The organism is Streptomyces sp. NBC_00193 (genome assembly GCF_026342735.1).
Lineage (GTDB): Bacteria > Actinomycetota > Actinomycetes > Streptomycetales > Streptomycetaceae > Streptomyces > Streptomyces stoeckheimensis.
Genome location: NZ_JAPEMM010000001.1, coordinates 2587832 through 2606534, shown reverse-complemented (window position 1 = coordinate 2606534; position 18703 = coordinate 2587832). Strand labels below are relative to the sequence as shown.

Annotated in this window: 21 protein-coding genes; 13 read left to right on the top strand and 8 right to left on the bottom strand. The window is 72.2% G+C overall.

Annotated features, from left to right (window positions below; genetic code table 11):
• Positions 1-186: 186 nt before the first annotated feature.
• Positions 187-855: an NADPH-dependent F420 reductase gene (locus OG898_RS11400; RefSeq protein WP_266956582.1), complete on the bottom strand. Its 669-nt coding sequence runs from the start codon at positions 853-855 to the stop codon at positions 187-189.
• A 112-nt stretch (positions 856-967) separates the two neighbouring features.
• Here OG898_RS11400 and OG898_RS11395 point away from each other — a divergent pair, with 112 nt between their 5' ends.
• Positions 968-1444, top strand: coding sequence for a helix-turn-helix domain-containing protein (locus OG898_RS11395; protein WP_308313386.1), 477 nt, complete (start codon positions 968-970; stop codon positions 1442-1444).
• Here OG898_RS11395 and OG898_RS11390 read toward each other — a convergent pair.
• Both OG898_RS11390 and OG898_RS11385 read right to left on the bottom strand, forming a co-directional pair.
• The gene (locus tag OG898_RS11390; RefSeq protein WP_266956580.1) at positions 1355-1711 is read right to left on the bottom strand and encodes an ATP-binding protein; all 357 of its coding nucleotides are present in this window, start codon (positions 1709-1711) and stop codon (positions 1355-1357) included. The two genes, OG898_RS11395 and OG898_RS11390, sit on opposite strands and share 90 nt — an antisense overlap.
• Positions 1708-1914: a hypothetical protein gene (locus OG898_RS11385; RefSeq protein ID WP_266956578.1), complete on the bottom strand. Its 207-nt coding sequence runs from the start codon at positions 1912-1914 to the stop codon at positions 1708-1710. Before OG898_RS11385 ends, OG898_RS11390 begins: the two co-directional genes overlap by 4 nt.
• Before the next feature lie 115 nt (positions 1915-2029).
• Between OG898_RS11385 and OG898_RS11380 the strand changes: the two genes are divergently transcribed.
• From OG898_RS11380 to OG898_RS11365, 4 genes are read left to right on the top strand one after another with little or no spacing between them, the layout of a single operon-like run.
• Positions 2030-2881, top strand: a complete 852-nt coding sequence (locus OG898_RS11380) for a helix-turn-helix transcriptional regulator (protein ID WP_266956576.1) — start codon at positions 2030-2032, stop codon at positions 2879-2881.
• Positions 2862-3065 carry a DUF397 domain-containing protein gene (locus OG898_RS11375; protein ID WP_266956574.1) on the top strand — a complete coding sequence of 68 codons (204 nt, stop codon included), beginning with the start codon at positions 2862-2864 and terminating at the stop codon, positions 3063-3065. Before OG898_RS11380 ends, OG898_RS11375 begins: the two co-directional genes overlap by 20 nt.
• 48 nt (positions 3066-3113) lie before the next feature.
• Positions 3114-3575, top strand: coding sequence for an SseB family protein (locus OG898_RS11370; protein WP_250738814.1), 462 nt, complete (start codon positions 3114-3116; stop codon positions 3573-3575).
• A gap of 28 nt (positions 3576-3603) precedes the next feature.
• Positions 3604-4563: a helix-turn-helix domain-containing protein gene (locus OG898_RS11365; RefSeq protein WP_250738815.1), complete on the top strand. Its 960-nt coding sequence runs from the start codon at positions 3604-3606 to the stop codon at positions 4561-4563.
• A gap of 4 nt (positions 4564-4567) precedes the next feature.
• On the opposite strand, the gene OG898_RS11360 is transcribed toward OG898_RS11365, so the two are convergent.
• Positions 4568-4981, bottom strand: coding sequence for a hypothetical protein (locus tag OG898_RS11360; protein ID WP_266956570.1), 414 nt, complete (start codon positions 4979-4981; stop codon positions 4568-4570).
• 221 nt (positions 4982-5202) lie between these two features.
• On the opposite strand from OG898_RS11360, the gene OG898_RS11355 reads away from it, so the two are divergent.
• The 6 genes from OG898_RS11355 (at position 5203) to OG898_RS11330 (ending at position 10710) form a co-directional block, all read left to right on the top strand.
• Positions 5203-5559 (top strand): hypothetical protein, encoded by a 357-nt coding sequence (locus OG898_RS11355; protein ID WP_250738817.1) that lies wholly within the window; start codon positions 5203-5205, stop codon positions 5557-5559.
• Between the two features lie 91 nt (positions 5560-5650).
• On the top strand, positions 5651-5821 hold the full coding sequence (locus tag OG898_RS11350) for a hypothetical protein (RefSeq protein WP_250738818.1): 171 nt from the start codon (positions 5651-5653) through the stop codon (positions 5819-5821).
• A 120-nt stretch (positions 5822-5941) separates the two neighbouring features.
• Positions 5942-6940, top strand: coding sequence for a pirin family protein (locus OG898_RS11345; RefSeq protein ID WP_250738819.1), 999 nt, complete (start codon positions 5942-5944; stop codon positions 6938-6940).
• Positions 6941-7211: 271 nt separating this feature from the next.
• Positions 7212-8744 (top strand): peptidoglycan-binding protein, encoded by a 1533-nt coding sequence (locus OG898_RS11340; protein ID WP_266956567.1) that lies wholly within the window; start codon positions 7212-7214, stop codon positions 8742-8744.
• Positions 8745-8755: 11 nt separating this feature from the next.
• Positions 8756-9463, top strand: coding sequence for an ABC transporter ATP-binding protein (locus OG898_RS11335; RefSeq protein WP_266960194.1), 708 nt, complete (start codon positions 8756-8758; stop codon positions 9461-9463).
• Positions 9464-9549: 86 nt separating this feature from the next.
• A complete protein-coding gene (locus OG898_RS11330) occupies positions 9550-10710 on the top strand; it encodes an ABC transporter permease (protein ID WP_266960192.1) in 1161 nt (386 codons plus the stop codon).
• Positions 10711-10744: 34 nt separating this feature from the next.
• Here the strand turns inward: OG898_RS11330 and OG898_RS11325 are convergent, their stop codons facing one another.
• Positions 10745-11659 (bottom strand): NAD(P)-dependent oxidoreductase, encoded by a 915-nt coding sequence (locus OG898_RS11325; RefSeq protein ID WP_250738821.1) that lies wholly within the window; start codon positions 11657-11659, stop codon positions 10745-10747.
• A gap of 124 nt (positions 11660-11783) precedes the next feature.
• Here OG898_RS11325 and OG898_RS11320 point away from each other — a divergent pair, with 124 nt between their 5' ends.
• The gene (locus tag OG898_RS11320) at positions 11784-12398 is read left to right on the top strand and encodes a TetR/AcrR family transcriptional regulator (protein WP_250738822.1); all 615 of its coding nucleotides are present in this window, start codon (positions 11784-11786) and stop codon (positions 12396-12398) included.
• Between the two features lie 3 nt (positions 12399-12401).
• Here the strand turns inward: OG898_RS11320 and OG898_RS11315 are convergent, their stop codons facing one another.
• The gene (locus OG898_RS11315; protein ID WP_266956564.1) at positions 12402-13445 is read right to left on the bottom strand and encodes an AI-2E family transporter; all 1044 of its coding nucleotides are present in this window, start codon (positions 13443-13445) and stop codon (positions 12402-12404) included.
• Positions 13446-13483: 38 nt separating this feature from the next.
• The gene (locus OG898_RS11310) at positions 13484-15694 is read right to left on the bottom strand and encodes a SpoIIE family protein phosphatase (RefSeq protein WP_266956562.1); all 2211 of its coding nucleotides are present in this window, start codon (positions 15692-15694) and stop codon (positions 13484-13486) included.
• A 160-nt stretch (positions 15695-15854) separates the two neighbouring features.
• On the opposite strand from OG898_RS11310, the gene aspS reads away from it, so the two are divergent.
• Positions 15855-17660, top strand: a complete 1806-nt coding sequence (gene aspS / locus OG898_RS11305; RefSeq protein ID WP_250738825.1) for an aspartate--tRNA ligase — start codon at positions 15855-15857, stop codon at positions 17658-17660.
• A 130-nt stretch (positions 17661-17790) separates the two neighbouring features.
• Here aspS and OG898_RS11300 read toward each other — a convergent pair whose 3' ends face one another.
• Positions 17791-18666: a DUF5937 family protein gene (locus OG898_RS11300; protein ID WP_266956559.1), complete on the bottom strand. Its 876-nt coding sequence runs from the start codon at positions 18664-18666 to the stop codon at positions 17791-17793.
• Positions 18667-18703 lie beyond the last annotated feature (37 nt).

Genomic DNA, 18703 nt, shown 5'->3' with positions numbered 1-18703 from the left:
CGGGAAGGATCCTCGTGCGTGCATACCAATCGGTAACGTAATGATGCTACCCGCCGGTAATAAACTGCAACCCCTACCGGCGGGACTGTGACCTCTCTCTCGGACGACTGTCCCGAGACTCCCCTCAGTCAGGCCTCAGTCCGGCCTCAGTCCCGCCCTGGTTTCACTCGAGGAACGGCACCGCGGTCACGGGCGGGGGCCGTGGGCGACGGCCTGTTCCGCCGCCACCGGCTCCGGGAAGGCCAGCCGGGGCGAGCCGCCCGCCCACCACACGCCGATCACGAAGGCGGCCGTGGCCTCCACGTACCCGGCCCGGTCCAGCCCCCCGGCCGGCATCGGGGTCCAGCCCATCCCGGTGACCAGCTCCGCGACGCGCTCGGCGGCCCCCGCGTCGTCGGCGCAGTACGGCACCGCGGGCCGGGTCCCGCCGAAGGCGGCGACCGGCAGCCCCCACACGCTCGCGTGGGCCAGGTTGAAGGCCTTCACCACGTGCGCCCCGGGCGCCGCCGCCTGGACGAGGGCGGCCGTGCTCGGCCCGCCGCCGGTCGTCAGCATCACCCCGCCCGGCCCCGGAGCCAGCGGGTTCGTGCAGTCCACCACCGTCCGCCCGGCCAGCGCCGCCGCGTGCTCCGCCGCCAGCGGTGCGGCCGCCTCCGCCGGTACGGCGAGCAGCGCGAGCTCCCCGTACTCCGCCGCCCGCGCCGGGCTCCCGTGGCCCGCCGCCCCGATCCGCCGGGCGAGGGCCCCGGCGGCTGCCTCGTCGCGGCCGCCGACGAACACCTCGTGCCCGGCCCGCACCCAGGCCCCGCCCAGGGACTCCGCCATGGCTCCCGTACCCATCACGCCGATCCGCATCGCCGTCACCGCTTTCTGTCGTTGCTGTCGTTGCCGTCGTTCTCCGGTGGCCGAAGCTACGGAGGGCGATGCACACCGACCGGTGTCCATCGGCGGAGGCAGGATGGGGCGCATGGAGAAGCTGCCCGAACCGGCCGCGGGGCTGCCGGACCTCACGTACACGGCGGACTGCCGGGCGCGCGTCGCCTTCGAGGTGCTGGCGAACCGCTGGGACAGCGTCGTGGTCTTCACGCTCGGCGCGGCGGGCCGGCCGATGCGGCCGAGGGCGCTGGTCGCGCGGATCGGCGGGATCAGCCCGAAGGCGCTGAACGAGGCGCTGCGGCGGCTGGAGCGCAACGGCCTCGTGGAGCGCCGGGCGTACGCCGAGGCCCCGCCGCGGGTGGACTACGCCCTGACCGCGGCCGGTACGGCCCTGCTCACGCCGATGCGGGCGATGGGGGCCTGGGCCGCGCAGTACGCGGACGACGTGCTCGACGCGCAGGACCGGTACGAAGCCCGCCTACGGCTGCGGGAGCTCGGCCCAGACGGTTTTGCTCCCGGGCCCCTGGATGACGCCCCATCGCAGGGCCAGCGCGTCGAGCAGGGCTAGGCCCCGCCCGGATTCCTGCTCCGTGGTCGCTTCCTGCGGTACGGGCCATGCGCGCGGGTCGGGGTCGGTGAGCTCGACCCGGGTACGGGTTGCCCTTCCGGTGACCCTGAGCGTGACCGGCGTGCCTTCGCCGAGGTGGGTGAGGGCGTTGGTGAGCAGCTCGCTCACGCAGAGCTCGGCGTCGTGGCTGCGGGTGTGCTCGCGCACGGCGTGCCGGGCCAGGGGGACGGCCCCGGGGGTGGCGAGCAGCCGCAGCACGAGGGTCACCGCGTGCCCAGGGCGTCGGCGAGGCGCTGCGCGGTGGCGGGGTTGCAGTTGCCGAGGGCGATGAGGGGTGGGTTCGCGTACCGCCCGGCGTAGGAGAGCAGGTGGAGGTCGAGGGAGGGCAGCACGATGCCGTGCGTTTCGAGTGCGGACCGGAGGTTCTCCAGCGCCTGGGTCGCCTCGTGGTCGTGGGGGTGGTCGCTCATGGCCGAATCCTTCGCAGCAGGGAGTGACGAACTGCTCACAGCGTGGCGCGGCCCGGCGTAGCGTGGGAAGAGTTTCGAGTTCCGCTGGACAAGTGGCAAATGGCGGTGGTGGGTTGTGCCCGCTCGTAAGGACCCCGACGCTTCGGCGAATGTGCCGTCCTTCTATGGCGCTGAGCTGCGCTACAAACGGGAATCCGCGGGGCTCACGCTGGAACAGTTGGCGGAGGGGAGCTTCCGGGGGGTGCCGTTCCTGAGCCAGATCGAGCACGGCGAGCGGCGCATGCCGCTGGATCTGGCCCGGCACGTGGACGGGAAACTGGGCACGGACGGGTTTTTCGAGCGGCGCTGTGAAGATGCGCGCAAGGCGAGGCAGTCCGGGCACGCGGAGTACTTCGCAGACGTCGCGGAGATGGAGCCGTACGCGGAGACCATCGAGGAGTGGGCTCCGATGCTCGTCCCGGGCCTGTTGCAGACACCTGCCTATGCGCGGGCGCTCACGCGGGCGGCGATGCCCCGGGCCCTCGACAGCGAGGTCGAGGAGAAGGTGCAGGCCCGAGTCGCGCGGGCCCAGCTGTTCAAGGGTGAGTCGCCGCCGGCCTACTGGGTGGTAATGGACGAGTCGCTGATCCGGCGGCGGGTGGTTCCTGCGGGCGGGATGGTCGAGTTGCTGGCCCACATCGCGAACGTGGTCAGAACCACTCGTTCCATTCTGCAGATCGTTCCGGAAAACGCTGCGGCCCATCCGTTCATGATGGGCATGGCCAAGGTGATGACCTTCGTGGATGCGCCGCCCGTCGTGTACACCGAGAGCCTGCACAGCGGACAACTCATCGACTTTCCGGCCCTCGTGAAGGACTACCGCAGGTCGTACGATCTGCTCAGGGCTGTCGCGCTGTCACCTGAGGCGTCCCTGGCGAGGATCGACGCAGCTGCAGAGGACTTCAGAAATGGCAAGCACCGCGATTGACTTGACGTCCGCCTGCTGGCGCAAGAGCAGCTTCAGCAACGGCACCGGCGGCGACTGCGTCGAGGTCGCCGACGGCCTGACAGGCCTCGTCCCCGTTCGGGACTCCAAGGTGCAGGGCGGGCCCGTCCTCGTACTCTCCGCCACGGCGTGGAGCGGCTTCGTGCGGGGGCTGAAGTCCCACTGACCGGAACTCGACGCACCCCCGGGCCCCCGCCTCGGTAGGCTTCGGGCCATGTACGGCTATGACCAGAACGTGAGCGCGGGGCAGCAGGGCTACGCCCAGCCCCAGCAGGGCTACGCGCAGCAGCCTCAGCAGCCGCTGTACCCCGAGCCCTCGCCGCCCTCCCTCGCGGACGCGGTACGCGCCTTCACGACCGGGTCGCTGTCCGCCGAGGACTTCCAGCAGATCTTCGCCTCCTCGAAGGTCTACTGCCCGCGCGGCGACACCCCGGGCTTCCTCGCGCTGCACAACACGCAGCAGCCGGTCATCCCCATGTTCACCACGCTCAAGGAGCTGCGCCGGTACGCCGGCAAGGAGTCCAAGTACTTCGTGATCACCGGCGCCGAGGTGATCGACCTGCTGCCCACCGGGTACGGCTTCGTCCTCGACATGGAGGGCGACCACCGGATGGTGTTCGACGCGAAGGCGGTCGAGCAGATGGTCGACTTCGCCATGCGCCGCATGTACGGCTAAACACCGAGAGCCGGGTCGGGGGGCGGACATGCTGCGCGTGCACTTCGAGGCCGAGGACCTGCTCAACGTCACCTTCGCGAGCGAGCCGCTGCCCCTGGTGGAGCTGGCCCTCGCGCTCGTCGCGGCGCAGCGCACCGACCAGCAGGCGGTTTTCGGCCGTTGGCGGAGCCTTGCCGCGCGGGAGCTGCCGGGGCGGGTGCGGCCGCTTTTCGACCTTCTGCGCCCCGACGGCGACAACCCCCACTTCGTGGAGCCGTACGCGCGGAGCCTGGAGGAGGGCCTGACCGTCATCCGGGACCGGGTCTCCTTCCTGACCCCGGAGGGGCTGGCCCGCGCCGCCACCCGTGCGCCCGGGTCCCCGTCCTGGCTGCGCGCCCTGTGGGGGCAGGACCGGGAGGCCTGGGATCAGCTCGACTCCGCGATCCGGTCCGCGTACGACGTGCTCATCGCCCCGCAGTGGCCGCGCATCCGGCAGTCCTTCCAGGCGGACGTGGCCTGGCGGACCCGGCTGCTGGCCGCGCACGGGATCAAGGCCTGCCTGGCCAGTACCCACCAGGCCGCCGACTGGTCGGGCCTGGTCTTCGAGGTGGACCGGCCGCCGGACTACGAGGTCCGGCTCGGCGGGCGCGGGCTCGTCCTGATGCCCTCGCCGTTCTGGACGGGCCGGCCGCTGCTGGACGACCACCCGGACGGGACCTACGTACTCCTCTACCCGGCGCTGACCCCCCTGCCGCTGGTCTCCCCGGACCGGGCGGACGGCGCGCTGGACGCGCTGCTGGGACGGACCAGGGCGGCTGTGCTCCAGCTGCTGATCGAGCAGCGGACCACCTCCGAGCTGGCCCGCGACCTCGACATCAGCCTCCCGTCGGTCTCGGAGCACACCCGCACCCTGCGCGCGGCGGGCCTGATCACCACGGCCCGGGACGGCAAGGCGGTCCTGCACTCCGCGACGGCCCTGGGCGTGGACCTCCTGCACAGCGGCGGCTGACCCTTCACGGGGAGCGGTGGCGGAGCCGCCAGAAGACCGCCGCCACCGCGGCCAGTGCCAGGGCGAGGGAGCCGTACGCCCACAGGAGCGCGAGGTCGGGGCGGTGGGCCAGGGAGGTGCGGATGCCCGCGAAGGCCATGGCGCCGATCGCCTGGGCGGCGCCGTCGATGCCCCCGAACCCCGTCGACCAGCGCAGCAGCAGGCAGCAGGCCAGGCAGAAGGCGCCCCAGGTGGCGAGGTAGGGCCAGGGCGAGCCGGGGAGCGGTTGCAGCGGGTTGACGGTGGCCGCCCACCGGTAGGAGGCGTACCCGAGGGCCACGACCGCGGCCGTGACGGCGGCGGACCAGCCGAGTGCGGCGAGCGCGGCCCGCGGCTTCCCGTGCCCGGTGCCCGTCTCCGGGCTGGTCGAGGTGGTCACTGAGCGGGCTCCTGCCGTGCGGCGTGCGTCGGTCCGTACGCATCGATCATGTCGATCATGAGGACGCCCGTCCGGGGCCTCTGGTTGTCCCCGGAACGACAGCGGCGGCTGCGCAGGTTTCGGCGGTACCCGAAAGGATCGCGGCGGCGGACGGGAGTCCCGAATATCAGTGCTGCGGGGGGGAACCCGCTCCGACTGACAGGGGGACTGTGATGGCACGGATGTCCTTACGCACGAAGCTCGCTGCATGGGCGGCCACGGGGGTGATGGCGCTGGGTACGGGGGTCCTGGCGGCGACACCGGCGGAGGCTGCGACCACGACCACCTGCCCGACCTACTACGCCTGCATCTACTGGGGCACCACCGAGTCCAGCGGGATTCGCGACATGTGGAAGTACAAGGGCGTCTACAAGATCTACAACTACTACGGCAACCACCTGGTCAAGAACAGCCAGACCCGGGACTGGAAGATCTGGCTCTGCCACAACACCAACGGCACCGACTGCGACAGCGTGTGGCCGGGGCCGGGGCTCGTGCTCGACATGACCCCGTACAACTCGGTCTCCATCGAGCCGTAGGCCTGCCGTGGGGGATGCACGGGGGGTCCCCCACGGCCCTGCTCGATCTCCATCTCCATCTCGATCCGGATCTCGACCTGAGGAGCCAGCAATGACTCGTACTCGCAAGACTTCGGCCACGCGTGCAGGGCTTCGTACGAAGGCGGCCGCCGTGCTGGCGACCGTGGCCCTGGCCATGGGCGTCGGCGCCCTCGCCGCGGCTCCGGCCCAGGCGGCCACCGCGCACCTGTGCCGGGACGCCAACCCGGCCTGCAACACCTGAGAGACCGGCGCACACTGAGCAACGGGCCCCGGGGGAATTCCCCCGGGGCTCCTTCTGTTCTGTCGGGTGGCAGAAAGTTCGGGTTTCAACTAAACTCGACGCCAGAAGGAGGTTCCGACCATGCCTGCAGTGACTGTGGAGAACCCGTTGACGCTCCCGCGCGTCGGGGAGCCGGCCCAGGAGACGACCGCCCGCAAGGTGCTGGCCGTCACGACCGCCCCGGGTGGCTTCGAGGGCGAGGGATTCCCGGTGCGCCGTGCGTTCGCCGGGATCAACTACCAGTACCTCGACCCGTTCATCATGATGGACCAGATGGGCGAGGTGGAGTACGCCCCGGGCGAGCCCAAGGGCACCCCGTGGCACCCCCACCGCGGCTTCGAGACCGTCACCTACCTGATCGACGGAACCTTCGTCCACCAGGACAGCAACGGCGGCGGCGGCGTCATCAACGGCGGCGACACCCAGTGGATGACGGCGGGCAGCGGCCTGCTGCACATCGAGGCCCCGCCGGAGTCCCTCGTCGTGTCCGGCGGGCTCTTCCACGGCCTCCAGCTGTGGGTGAACCTCCCCGCCTCCGACAAGATGATGCCCCCGCGCTACCAGGACATCGGCGGCGGCCAGGTCCAGCTGCTCTCCACCCCGGACGGCGGCGCCCTGCTCCGCGTGATCGCCGGTGAGCTGGACGGCCACCAGGGCCCCGGCATCACCCACACCCCGATCACGATGATCCACGCGACGGTCGCACCCGGCGCGCAGATCACCCTCCCGTGGCGCGAGGACTTCAACGCCCTGGCGTACGTACTGGCCGGGCGCGGCTCGGTCGGCGAGGACCGCCGGCCCATCCACACCGGGCAGACCGCGGTCTTCGGCGAGGGCGGCTCGCTGACCCTGCGGGCGGACGAGGGCCAGGACTCCAACGCGCCCGCGCTGGAGATCGTCCTGCTCGGCGGCCGGCCGATCCGGGAGCCGATGGCGCACTACGGGCCGTTCGTGATGAACAGCAAGCACGAACTCCAGCAGGCGTTCGACGACTTCCAGGCGGGCCGCCTGGGCCGCATCCCCACCACGGCCCGCACCGGCCTCGGCCACCGCGGCACGGGCGAGGCGTCGGAGGACTGACCCCCGGCCCTCGGACCCGAGTTCTGTACGGCGAAGCCCCCGGCCCGGGGCTTCGCCGTGTCGCGTTCCGGTGACGCGGCGCGCCAGCGCGGAGCAGTGCACCGGATCATGGCCGGAACTTGATCGTTCCGGGCCGATGAGCCGGTGGACCAACCCGCAACTACGTCCTATTCTTTGGGCGCTCGGCCCGGAAGACGCCAGCAGACCCGTGCCCCTCGTACTCAGCTCGGCGGCTGATCCGCGCAAACCCGCGAGGCGAAGAAGGACACGGATGGCGCAGGACGTGGGCACGACGACCGACGTGGCCCGGCTGGGCCTTCCGGGGTCCGAAATGGCCGTAACGGCACGCGAAGTAGCCGAAACGGCACCCGAGTCGGCGCGCGGCGTGTCCGGCCGTCGCCGGTGGGTGGTGGCCGTGGCCCTGGGGGCCGTGGTCGCCACGCTCGGGGGGATGGGCGCCGCGCTGCTGGTGAAGTCGCCGGCGCAGGTCGCCGCGGACGCCGCCGCGCCCCGGCCCGACGTGCTGACCGCGACGGTCGAGCACCGGGTGCTCACCTCGTCCGTCATCACCCGCGGCCAGGTCGTCGCGGGCCAGACGGTCGAGGTGATTCCCCAGGTGAGCGCCGGGGTGGGTGCCGCGCGTCCGGTGATCACCAAGATCCGGGTCCGGCCGGGGGACACGGTGCAGCCGGGACAGGTCCTGATGGAGGTGTCCGGGCGGCCCGTGTTCGTGCTGGAGGGCAACCTGCCCGTCTACCGCGACCTGAGCCCGGGGGCCACGGGTGACGACATCGCGCAGGTGCAGAAGGCGCTGAAGGCGCTGGGCCATTCCTCGGCGCCCGACGCCGCGGGCAGCTTCGGCGCCGGTACGAAGGCCGCGCTCACCTCCTTCTACAAGGCTGTGGGCTACACCCCGGTGTCCGCGAACGGCGCCGAGGGCGACCCGGCCGGGGAGGCCCGGAGCCAGGTCACCGCCGCCCTGCGGGCACTGGAGGACGCCCGCAGTGCGCAGGCGCAGGCGTCCAAGCCGGGGGAGAAGCCGGGCTCCGGGGCGGAGGGCGCCGTACGTCCGGCCGGTGGCGACGGCGGGAAGGCCGTGCGCCGGGCGCAGGAGGACCTGGCCGAGGCGAGGAAGAAGCTCGCGGCCGCGGAAGCGGCCTCCGGGCCGAAGCTGCCCGCTGCCGAAGTGGTGTTCCTGCAGAGCTTCCCCGCCCGGGTGGACTCGGTGGCGGCGAAGGTCGGCGGCGAGGCGACCGGTACCGCGATGACGCTGTCCGCGGGCAAGCTGGTGGTGCAGGCCGTCGTCCCCGAGTACCAGAAGGACCTCATACAGCCGGGACGCGCGGCCGAGATCTACTCCGAGGTGACCGGCCTGTCCGCGAAGGGCGAGGTCACGCTCGTCTCCGACAAGCGCTCCGAAGCCGGCCCCTCGTCCGGACAGGCGAAGCCCGGCGCCGACGCCGCGCCCGCGCCGGGTGGCCAGGGGGCGACCGGGTGGCTCGTGGAGATCACCCCGGGTGCGCCGCTGAAGCCGGAACTGACCGGCCAGGACGTACGGGTCACCGTGACCGCGGCGTCGACGGACGGCAAGGCGCTCGTCGTACCCATCACGGCGATCAGCTCCGGGGCCGACGGCCGCACCACCGTGACCGTGCTCGCCGAGGGCGGGGAGCGGCGCCGGGTGGAGATACGGGCGGGTACCGCGGGGGACGGTTTCGTGGCCGTCACACCCGTGGCGGACGGTGCGTTGGCGGGGGGCGACCGGGTGATCACCGGAGTCGCGCGCGAGAAGGCTTCCCCGTGACCGGTCTCGCCTTGACGGCGTCCGAGCCCGTCATCGAGTTCCGCGCGATCGGGCTGACCTACCCCGGGCCGCCTCCCGTGGCCGCCCTCAGGGCCTGCGATCTGACCGTCGGGCGGGGCGAGTTCGTCGCGGTCGTCGGTCCGTCGGGTTCGGGGAAGTCCACGTTCCTCAACATCGTCGGCTTGCTGGACGCGCCCACCGGCGGAACGTACCTCCTGGACGGCATCGACACCGGCACGCTCCGGGACGCCGACCGCACCGCCCTGCGCGGGCTGCGCATCGGCTTCGTGTTCCAGTCCTTCCATCTGCTGCCCCAGCGCAGTGCGTTGGAGAACGTCACGCTCGCCCTGGTCTACGACGGCACCCCGCGCCGGGAGCGGCGCGCCCGGGCCCGCCATGCGCTGGAGCAGGTCGGCCTCGGCCATCGCATCGACTCGCTGCCCACGAGGCTGTCCGGCGGGGAACGCCAGCGGGTGGCCATCGCCCGCGCGCTGGTGACCCGTCCCTCCCTGCTGCTGTGCGACGAACCGACCGGGAACCTCGACACGGCGAACGCGGATTCCGTACTGGCCCTGCTGGAGCGGCTGCACGCCGACGGCATGACGGTCCTGGTGATCACCCACGATCCGCTCGTCGCCGCCCGTGCCAAGCGCACGGTGACGATCCGGGACGGAGTGCTGAGCGTCTCCGACCCGGCCGCGTCGGGGGTGGCCGGGTGAGGCCGCTGCGGCGCACGCGGCGTGACAGCCGCATCCGGCCCTCCGTGTTCGGCTGGCGCGACGTGCTCTCCGAGTCCCTCGCCGGAATGCTCCAGCGGCCCGGCCGCTCGGCGCTCACCGCCCTCGGGACGGTGCTCGGCGTGGGCACGTTCGTGGCGATCCTCGGGCTGACCGCCACCACCTCGTCACAGATCGACACCCGGTTCAACGCGCTGAGCGCGACCGAGGTGACCGTCGAGGACATCGCGCAGGAACGGGACGAGTTCGCCGGGCCCGCCTTCCCGAAGGACGCCGACGCACGGATCGAGCGCCTCAACGGGGTCGAGCACGCTGGGGTGTTCTGGCCCGTGAGGCTGTCCGCGGAGGAAGCCGTCAGCACCTCCGCCGTGGTCGGGGATCTCCGTACCCAGGGCACCACCGACGTCGTGGCCGCCTCGCCCGGGGTGCTCGCCGCGGCGGGCGCCCGGCTGGCCGAGGGACGGCTCTACGACGCCTACGCCTCGGACCAGGAAGCGCCGGTCGCCGTCATCGGTACGGGAGTTGCCGACCGGCTCGGCATCACCACGCTGGAGACCAACCCGGCGGTCTTCATCGGCGGCCGGCCGTTCACCGTCATCGGCATCGTCGCCGACACGGAACGAAAGGCCGACCTGCTGATGTCGGTCGTCGTACCCCGCACCACGGCGGAGCGGATCTGGGGCGAGCCCACCTCGGGCGGAGCGAGGATGCTGGTCACGACCAGGCTCGGCGCGGCCCAGCAGATCGGGCACGAGGCCCCCACGGCGCTGCGTCCCGACCATCCGGAGTACTTCAAGGTCGTTCCGCCGCCCAACCCCAAGATGCTCCGGGGCCAGGTCGGCGACGACCTGAACCGGCTGTTCCTGCTGCTGGCGGCCATCTGCCTGGTGATCGGCGCCGTCGGCATCGCCAGCACCACCCTGGTCGCCGTCCTGGAGCGCACGGGAGAGATCGGTCTGCGCCGGGCCCTGGGTGCGCGCGGCCGCCACATCACCGTGCAGTTCCTCGCGGAGTCCGGCGCGCTCGGCGCGCTGGGCGGCCTCGTCGGGACCTCCCTGGGCGTCCTGACCGTGGTGATCGTCGCCGTGGTCCGCGACTGGACCCCGGTCGTGCACCCGGTGACCGCGGCAGCGGCGCCGGCCATCGGACTCGCGACGGGCCTCGTCGCCGGGCTCTACCCCGCATGGCGCGCGGCCCGCATCCAGCCGGCGGAGGCCCTCCGCCGCTGACGAGGCATCGCGGAGCGGGAAGTCCCCGCCGGCCTCAGGCTGCCGGGGCCGCCCCCCTCAGCAGACTGACCAGCCGCGAGCTGCTGTCGGCGCCGAAGCCCGCGGCGACTCCGCGCCGGTAGAGGTCGGCGTGGGCGGTCAGGATCCCGGTGTCCACGCCGGAGTCGGCGGCGGTGTGCAGGACGTGCTCCACGCTCGCCGCGCACATCGCGAGGCGCTCGTGCGTGCCCTCGTGCGCCTCGGCGTCGATCAGCGGGGCGGAGCCCTCGTAGAACATGCGCATGGTGTCGGCCGTGTAGCCGGCGTACGGCACGATGTCCGCGGCCGTCAGGCCGTTGGCCTGCGCCACGGCGAGGGCCTGGTACCAGCCGGTGTACGCGGTCCAGAACATGATCATGTTGAGCTGGTAGTAGAGCTGCGCGTACCCGGCGTCGGCGCCCCGGTAGTCGGTGTCGGCGAGCAGGTCGAGCGCCGTGCGGTGGGCGGCGTAGACGTCCTCGGGTCCGCTGATGAAGACGGACGAGCCCTTCTGGCCGATGCCGGTCGGCGGGACGTTGACCCCGCCGGTGAGGTACGAGGCCCCGCGCTCCTGCGCCCAGCGGGCGGCGGCCCGGGCCTTGTCGGGTACGTCGGAGGACAGGTTGGCCAGGACCCGGCCGCCGAGGTCGGCGTCACCGAGGGCCGTGTACATGGCGTCCACGTCGATGAGGCTGAGCACGGTCAGCTCGCTCGCGGCGACCGCGTCGGCGGCGCTGCCGGCCCGCCGGGCACCGCGCGCCACGAGCTCGGTGTCCTTGCCGGGGCTGCGGTTCCAGACGGTGACCTCGTACCCGGCGTCCAGGTAGGCGGCGGCCATGGCCCGGCCCATGGGGCCGAGTCCGATGACGGTGACCTGCTGCGAGGCCTGCTGCGGGGCCGGGTTCGTGTCCTGGTGCGTGACCTGGTTCATGGCAGAGCTCTCCTCGGGTCGATGCCTGCGGCTCTAAAACGAACGCTCTATCCAGCGCTCGGGAACGAACGTAGCACGCACTAGAACGAACGCTCTATCTAGTTCCCGGGATAGAGTGGCTCCCATGGCAGCAGCAGCAACAGAGGTGAAGACGGCGGCGGACGGACTCGGGACGCGGGAGCGGCTGGTCCGCACCGCCTCGCGCCTCCTCCAGCACGGCGGGTACGAGAACACGCCGGTCAAGCAGCTCGTCCGCGAGGCGGAGGCGACCCTCGGCTCGCTGTACCACTTCTTCCCCGGAGGCAAGCAGGAGCTCGCGGTCGCCGCGATCCACTTCGGCGACGAGGAGTTCGCCGAGGCCCTGCGCTTCGGGCTGTCCGCCCACGCGGACCCGGCGCGTGCCCTGGAGGCCGTCGCGGAGCTGCTCGCCGAGGCGCTCGAAGCGTCCGACTGGCGCGACGGCTGCCCCGTGACGACCACCGCGCTGGAATCGGTCGGCCGTCTGCCGGAGCTCCAGGCCGCCTGCGCCCAGGCCTTCGCGAACTGGCAGCAGCTCGTCGCCGCGAAGCTCCTGGCCTGCGGCCACCCGGAGGCGGAGGCGCGCGAGCTGGCGGTCACCGTGATCAACACCCTGGAGGGCGCCGAGATGACCTCCCAGGTCACCCGGAGCCGGACCCCGCTCCTCCTCGCGGGCCGTCACCTGTCACGCCTGGTCTCCTCGTACCGAGGCTCGTACTGAGGCTCAGGCCTCCGCCGCGTACCGGGAGCGCAGCTCCGAGACCACCCCGAAGAAGGCCGCGGTCAGCGGTACGGCCAGCAGCATCCCGAGGATGCCGGCGACGCTCGCCCCGGCCGTGATCGAGAGCATCACCACCGCCGGGTGCATCTGCACGGTGCGGCTCTGCACCATGGGCTGGAGGATGTACCCCTCGATCATCTGGACCGCGAGCACCACGCCCAGCGCCCACAGGCCGACCACCCAGCCGCGGTCGGCGAGGGCGACGAGGACGGCCACGGCGCCGGAGAGGAAGGCGCCGAGGTAGGGGATGTAGGCGGTCACGAAGACCAGCGCGGCCAGCCCCACGGCGCCCGGGACCCGCAGGATCAGCAGACCCGCGCCGATGAGCACGGCGTCGACCAGGGCCACGAAGGTGGTCCCGCGCATGAAGCCCTCGACGGCCTCGTACGCGCGCCGCCCCATCGCCTCCATCAGGTCGCCCGAGCGGCTCGGCACCATCGAGCGCAGGGTGCTCACGGACCGGTCGGAGTCGCGGAGGAAGAAGAAGATCAGCACCATGGCCAGCAGGGCCGTCGCGAGCATCGTCGCGACCACGCTGAGCCCGGTGACCACGCCCGAGGCGGCCGTTCCGCCGAATTTGGCGAGCAGCTCCTTGGAGTTCTCGGCCACGTCCTCCAGGGAGGTGCCGAGCGCCCCGAAGTGCTTCGCGAGGTCCTCGCCGGCCTTCCGCAGGGAGTCGATGATCTGGTCGCCGGTCTCGATGAGCGCGAGGACCACGATGTAGCCGGCCCCGCCGACCACGGCGGCCACGGTGAGGCAGGTGAGGGCCGCGGCGAGCGAGCGGTTGACCTTCATGGCGACCAGCCGCCGGTGCATCGGGCCGAGCAGGGCGGTGCCGAGCACGGCGAGCAGAACGGGCGTGACCACCGTGCGGAAGACGGCGCACAGCCACACCACGAGGGCGAGCGCGGCGGTGACGAGGAGGACGACGACGCACCAGGCGGCGAGTCGGCGTACGGGCTCGGGCAGCAGGGGAGTTGTCGGCACAACTCATACAAACACGGGCAGAGCCCGCCGCCCGGCGGTCAGTCCAGCGGGTCGGGTTCGGGTTTGGAACGCTCGTTCAGGACGAACCACGTGGACTTGCCCTCGCCGCGCGGGTCGACGCCCCAGTCGTCCGCCAGCATCTCCAGCAGCAGGACGCCCCGCCCGCTCGACGCCATCTCGCCCGGGTGGCGCTTGTGCGGCAGCTCGTCGGAGCCGTCCGCCACCTCCACCCGCAGCCGGCGCGAGCCGAGCTCGCCCACCGCCTCGGCGATCAGCAGCGCGTCCCCGTCCGTGTGGACCAGTACGTTCGTCACCATCTCGGAGACCATCAGCACCGCCGCGTCGACCTGCTCCGGGTCCGCCCAGTCGTGCAGCAGCTCGCGGATCTGCTGGCGGACCCCGGCGACCCGCTCCGGCTCCGCCTGGGCGACGGTCGTCATCGTGCGCCGGGCCGGCCGCGACGGGTGCAGCAGCGGGGTCTCGCAGCCGCAGCCCTCGCCCTCGCGGCAGAGCAGGACGACGGCGATGTCGTCCTCGCGCCGGTCGGCCAGCGGTCCGGTGGTGTGGTGGGAGGACGGGCCGTGCACCGCCTGGACCAGCAGGTCGGCCAGCCGTTCCAGGTGGCGCGGCTCCGGGGCGGCGTTCTGGTCGTCGTACTGCGCGTCGTACGGGGTCTCCGACTCCAGGATGGCCCGCAGCCGGGCCCAGCCCGTGTCGAGGTCGTGCCCGCCCGTCTCGATCAGCCCGTCGGTGCAGAGCATCATCGTCTCGCCGGGTTCCAGGGTGAACCGCGTCGTCGGGTAGTCGGTGTCCGGCACGATGCCGAGCGGCAGCCCGCCCGCCGTGGGCCGCATCAGGACCGTGCCGTCGGCCATCCGCACCGCCGGGTCGGGGTGCCCGGCGCGGGCCACCTCCAGCAGGCCGGTCTGCGGATCGCACTCCACGTACAGGCAGGTCGCGAAGCGCGGGCTCTGGAAGTCGGAGTACCCGCTCGTGTCGCCGCTCCTGCCCGGCCCCGTGTCCTGCTCCGAGCACAGGCCCGCCAGGAACCGGGAGGCGCGCGAGAGCACCGCGTCGGGCCGGTGGCCCTCGGAGGCGTACGCGCGCACCGCGATCCGGAGCTGGCCCATGAGGCCGGCCGCCCGGACATCGTGGCCCTGGACATCGCCGATGACCAGCGCGAACCGTCCCGACGGCAGCGGGATCATGTCGTACCAGTCGCCGCCGACCTGGAGCCCGCCGCCGGTCGGTACGTAGCGTGCGGCGAGGGTCATCCCGGGGATCTCGGGGCCGAGCTGCGGCATCATCGACCGCTGGAGGCCCGTGGTGAGCTCCCGCTCGGATTCGGCCACGCCGGCCCGCTGGAGCGCCTGCGCGAGCATCCGGGCCACCGTCGTCAGGACGGAGCGCTCGTCGGGGGAGAAGGACACCGGGTGCTTGAACGCGGCCATCCAGGCGCCCATGGTGCGTCCCGCGACGATCAGCGGCAGGAAGGCCCAGGAGATCCGGCCGAAGCGCTGGGCGAGGGGCCAGGTGGCCGGAAAGCGCCGCTTGTAGTCCTCCGGGCTCGGGAGGTAGATCGCCCGCCCGGTGCGGACGACCTCCGCGGCCGGGTAGTCGGTCTGCACCGGCATGTCCGCGAAGGGGCCCTCGTCCCCGGGATCGTGCCCGTGGTGCCCGATGATCGACAGCCGGTCGCCGGACACCCCGAAGACGGCCAGCCCGTCGGGGATGAACCCCGGCATGGACAGGGAGGCCGCCACCCGCAGCACCTCGGCGGTGGAGCGGGCCTCGGCCAGCGCCCGCCCGGCGTCCAGCAGGAACGCCTCGCGCGAGCGGCGCCAGTCGCCGGTGATGGGGGTGTGCACGGCCGTGGTGCCGGGCTGGGCCTCGGCTATCTCCTGGATGGTGCCGATCAGCTCGTAGTCGAGGCGGCCGTCCGCGGTGCGGTTCTCCAGCGGCTTCGAGCGGCTCCGTACGGTGCGCAGCACGCGCCCGTCCTCGTCCATGATCCGCAGCCGGGCCTCGGCGAGGGTGCCCTCGGCGACCGCGAGGTTCACGATGCCGTTGATCTCGTTCCAGTCCACCGGGTGGAAGCGCGAGCGCACGGCGACCTCGGGGAGCGCGACGGGCTCGGCGGGCAGCCCGAGCAGCCGGGCGGCCTCGCTGTCGAGGGTGACCGTCCCGGAGGCGTTGTCCCATCGCCACAAACCGGTCGCGATGGCGGCCAGGACGTCCTCTGTGCGCACCCGGTCATCTTTACAGGTCATCCGCCTGGCGTGCCTGTTCACCACCCCGGCGAGGGACCCGGTCAGGGCCCCGGCGAGCGGGCCCGCACGGGCTCCCGCCCCGGACGGTAACCTTGGGACGGTTGAATCCACCCTGGTATCACGTAGAACTGGATGACTGATGCATCGGTACAGGTCCCACACGTGCGGCGAGCTTCGTGCCTCCGACGTCGCCTCCGACGTCCGGCTGAGCGGCTGGCTGCACAATCGTCGAGACCTGGGCGGCATCCTCTTCATCGATCTGCGTGACCACTACGGCATCACGCAGCTCGTCGCCCGTCCCGGCACGGCCGCGAACGAGGCGCTCAGCAGCGTCACCAAGGAGACCGTCGTCCGCATCGACGGCAAGGTCGTCTCCCGCGGCGCGGACAACGTCAACCCCGAGCTCGCCACCGGCGACATCGAGGTCGAGGTCACCTCGGTCGAGGTGCTCGGCGCCGCTGCCCCGCTGCCCTTCACCATCAACACCGACGACGGGGTGAACGAGGAGCGCCGTCTGGAGTACCGCTTCCTCGACCTGCGCCGCGAGCGCATGCACCGCAACATCATGCTGCGCTCGGCCGTCATCGCCTCCATCCGCTCCAAGATGGTGGCCCTCGGCTTCAACGAGATGGCGACCCCGATCCTCACCGCGACCTCCCCCGAGGGCGCCCGTGACTTCGTCGTCCCGTCCCGCCTGAACCCGGGCAAGTTCTACGCGCTCCCGCAGGCGCCGCAGCAGTTCAAGCAGCTGCTGATGATCTCCGGCTTCGACCGGTACTTCCAGATCGCGCCCTGCTTCCGCGACGAGGACGCCCGCGCCGACCGTTCGCCGGGCGAGTTCTACCAGCTCGACGTCGAGATGTCCTTCGTCGAGCAGGAGGACGTCTTCCAGCCGATCGAGCGGCTGATGACGGAGATCTTCACCGAGTTCGGCAAGGGCCGCCCGGTCACCTCGCCGTTCCCGCGGATCCCCTTCCGCGAGTCGATGATGAAGTACGGCAACGACAAGCCCGACCTGCGTTCCAAGCTGGAGCTCGTCGACATCACCGACGTGTTCGAGGGCTCGGAGTTCAAGGCGTTCGCCGGCAAGCACGTGCGCGCCCTGGCCGTCCCGGACACCGCCGCCCAGCCGCGCAAGTTCTTCGACGGCCTCGGCGAGTACGCGATCTCGCTGGGCGCCAAGGGTCTGGCCTGGGTCCGCGTGGGCGAGGACGGCGGCCTGACCGGCCCGATCGCCAAGTTCCTCACCGAGGAGAACGTCAAGGTCCTCACCGAGCGCCTCGGTCTGGCCGCCGGTCACGCCGTGTTCTTCGGCGCGGGCGAGTTCGACGAGGTCTCCAAGATCATGGCGGGCGTCCGCGTCGAGGCCTCCAAGCGCGCCGGGCAGTTCGAGGAGGACGTCTTCCGCTTCTGCTGGATCGTCGACTTCCCGATGTTCGAGGCGGACGAGGAGACCGGCAAGATCGACTTCTCCCACAACCCGTTCTCCATGCCGCAGGGCGGCATGAAGGACCTGGAGGAGAAGGACCCGCTCGACATCCTGGCGTGGCAGTACGACATCGTCTGCAACGGCATCGAGCTGTCCTCCGGCGCCATCCGCAACCACGAGCCCGAGGTCATGCTGAAGGCCTTCGAGATCGCCGGTTACGAGGCCGAGACCGTCGAGCGCGAGTTCGCGGGCATGCTGCGGGCCTTCCGCCTCGGCGCCCCGCCGCACGGTGGCATCGCCCCGGGCGTGGACCGCATCGTGATGCTGCTCGCCGACGAGCCGAACATCCGCGAGACCATCGCCTTCCCGCTCAACGGCAACGCGCAGGACCTGATGATGGGCGCGCCCACCATCCTGGAGGAGTCCCGCCTGCGCGAGCTGAACATCGCGCTGCGCAAGCCGGTGGAGACCAAGACCACCGAGCCGGTCGACAAGTCCGTCAAGCCCCACCAGTAAGCCGGTGCGGGTGGTGTGACGAAGGGCGGGGTTCCGTACGGAGCCCCGCCCTTCGGCGTTGCCCGGTGCGGCCCGGTGCGGCCCGGTGCGGCCCGGTGCGGCCCGGTGGGGCGTGGGGGGCCGGTGGGGCTCAGGCTCTGCCGTCCCTGTCCCCGTCCCCGTCCCCGAGCAGGGCCAGACCCATGTCGGTGGCCCTGTAGTTCACCTCGCGGCCGTAGCGGTGACCCGTCACCAGGCCCGCGTCCCGCAACACCGCGAGGTGCTGCGAAACGGCGCCCGGGCTCAAACCGGTGCGCACGGCCAGCTGTGTGGTGGTGGCCGGCGAGCTGGTCCGGGCGAGCAGCCCCGCCCTGCTGCGGCCGAGCAGCCGGGCCAGCCCCTCTCCCGGACCGCAGTGCCGCTCCCACAGCGTGCCCACGCCGCGCGCCGGGTAGACCAGGGACGGCGGCGTCCCGCCGCTGCCCTCCAGCAGCCGGCAGCGGGCCGCGAACGCACTCGGCACCAGGGTGATCCCGGTCCCGTCCAGGCGCGCCTCGCCGGCCGGGAGCCCCTGCGACACCAGTCGGTCGCCGGTCCAGCGCACCTCCGGGTGCAGGCGGGCGAGCACCTCCTGGATGCCGTCCTCGGCCAACTGCCGGGTCCGGTAGGCGATGTCCGCCTCCAGGACCGCGCGGATGCGCGGCCAGTGCGGTCGTACGGCCGCCCGCCACCACGCCAGGACAGCGTCGGGGGCCCCGGCGGGACCGGGGCGCGCCGCGAGCAGCGCGAGCTCCTCCTCGATCTCGGACAGCGGGCACCGCGGGGCGGGCGGTACGAAGCCGGCCAGCCGGGCGAGCAGTTCCCCGCGGTCCTCCCGGACGGTCAACGCCTGCTTGATCCAGGGGAGATGGACGGCATGGCGGCCGGGATCCGCCGCCGCCCGCAGGCTCGCGACGGTCTCCCACAGCGGCGACACCGCAAACCTGAGCTGGGCCAGGTCACCGACCCCGAACCGCACCGCGCCCATCCCGTACGCCCTCCGGCCGCCTGAGCATTTCGGCCAG

What these genes read in the sequence shown, in the direction of transcription:
- OG898_RS11365 (WP_250738815.1), top strand. Translation starts at nt 3,604, where the DNA reads ATGCTGCGCGTGCACTTCGAGGCCGAGGACCTGCTCAACGTCACCTTC.
- OG898_RS11340 (WP_266956567.1), top strand. Translation starts at nt 7,212, where the DNA reads ATGGCGCAGGACGTGGGCACGACGACCGACGTGGCCCGGCTGGGCCTT.
- OG898_RS11300 (WP_266956559.1), bottom strand. Translation starts at nt 18,666, where the DNA reads ATGGGCGCGGTGCGGTTCGGGGTCGGTGACCTGGCCCAGCTCAGGTTT.
- OG898_RS11400 (WP_266956582.1), bottom strand. Translation starts at nt 855, where the DNA reads ATGCGGATCGGCGTGATGGGTACGGGAGCCATGGCGGAGTCCCTGGGC.
- OG898_RS11350 (WP_250738818.1), top strand. Translation starts at nt 5,651, where the DNA reads ATGACTCGTACTCGCAAGACTTCGGCCACGCGTGCAGGGCTTCGTACG.
- OG898_RS11345 (WP_250738819.1), top strand. Translation starts at nt 5,942, where the DNA reads ATGCCTGCAGTGACTGTGGAGAACCCGTTGACGCTCCCGCGCGTCGGG.
- OG898_RS11355 (WP_250738817.1), top strand. Translation starts at nt 5,203, where the DNA reads ATGTCCTTACGCACGAAGCTCGCTGCATGGGCGGCCACGGGGGTGATG.
- OG898_RS11395 (WP_308313386.1), top strand. Translation starts at nt 968, where the DNA reads ATGGAGAAGCTGCCCGAACCGGCCGCGGGGCTGCCGGACCTCACGTAC.
- OG898_RS11330 (WP_266960192.1), top strand. Translation starts at nt 9,550, where the DNA reads ATGCTCCAGCGGCCCGGCCGCTCGGCGCTCACCGCCCTCGGGACGGTG.
- OG898_RS11325 (WP_250738821.1), bottom strand. Translation starts at nt 11,659, where the DNA reads ATGAACCAGGTCACGCACCAGGACACGAACCCGGCCCCGCAGCAGGCC.
- OG898_RS11370 (WP_250738814.1), top strand. Translation starts at nt 3,114, where the DNA reads ATGTACGGCTATGACCAGAACGTGAGCGCGGGGCAGCAGGGCTACGCC.
- OG898_RS11320 (WP_250738822.1), top strand. Translation starts at nt 11,784, where the DNA reads ATGGCAGCAGCAGCAACAGAGGTGAAGACGGCGGCGGACGGACTCGGG.
- OG898_RS11385 (WP_266956578.1), bottom strand. Translation starts at nt 1,914, where the DNA reads ATGAGCGACCACCCCCACGACCACGAGGCGACCCAGGCGCTGGAGAAC.
- OG898_RS11375 (WP_266956574.1), top strand. Translation starts at nt 2,862, where the DNA reads ATGGCAAGCACCGCGATTGACTTGACGTCCGCCTGCTGGCGCAAGAGC.
- aspS (WP_250738825.1), top strand. Translation starts at nt 15,855, where the DNA reads ATGCATCGGTACAGGTCCCACACGTGCGGCGAGCTTCGTGCCTCCGAC.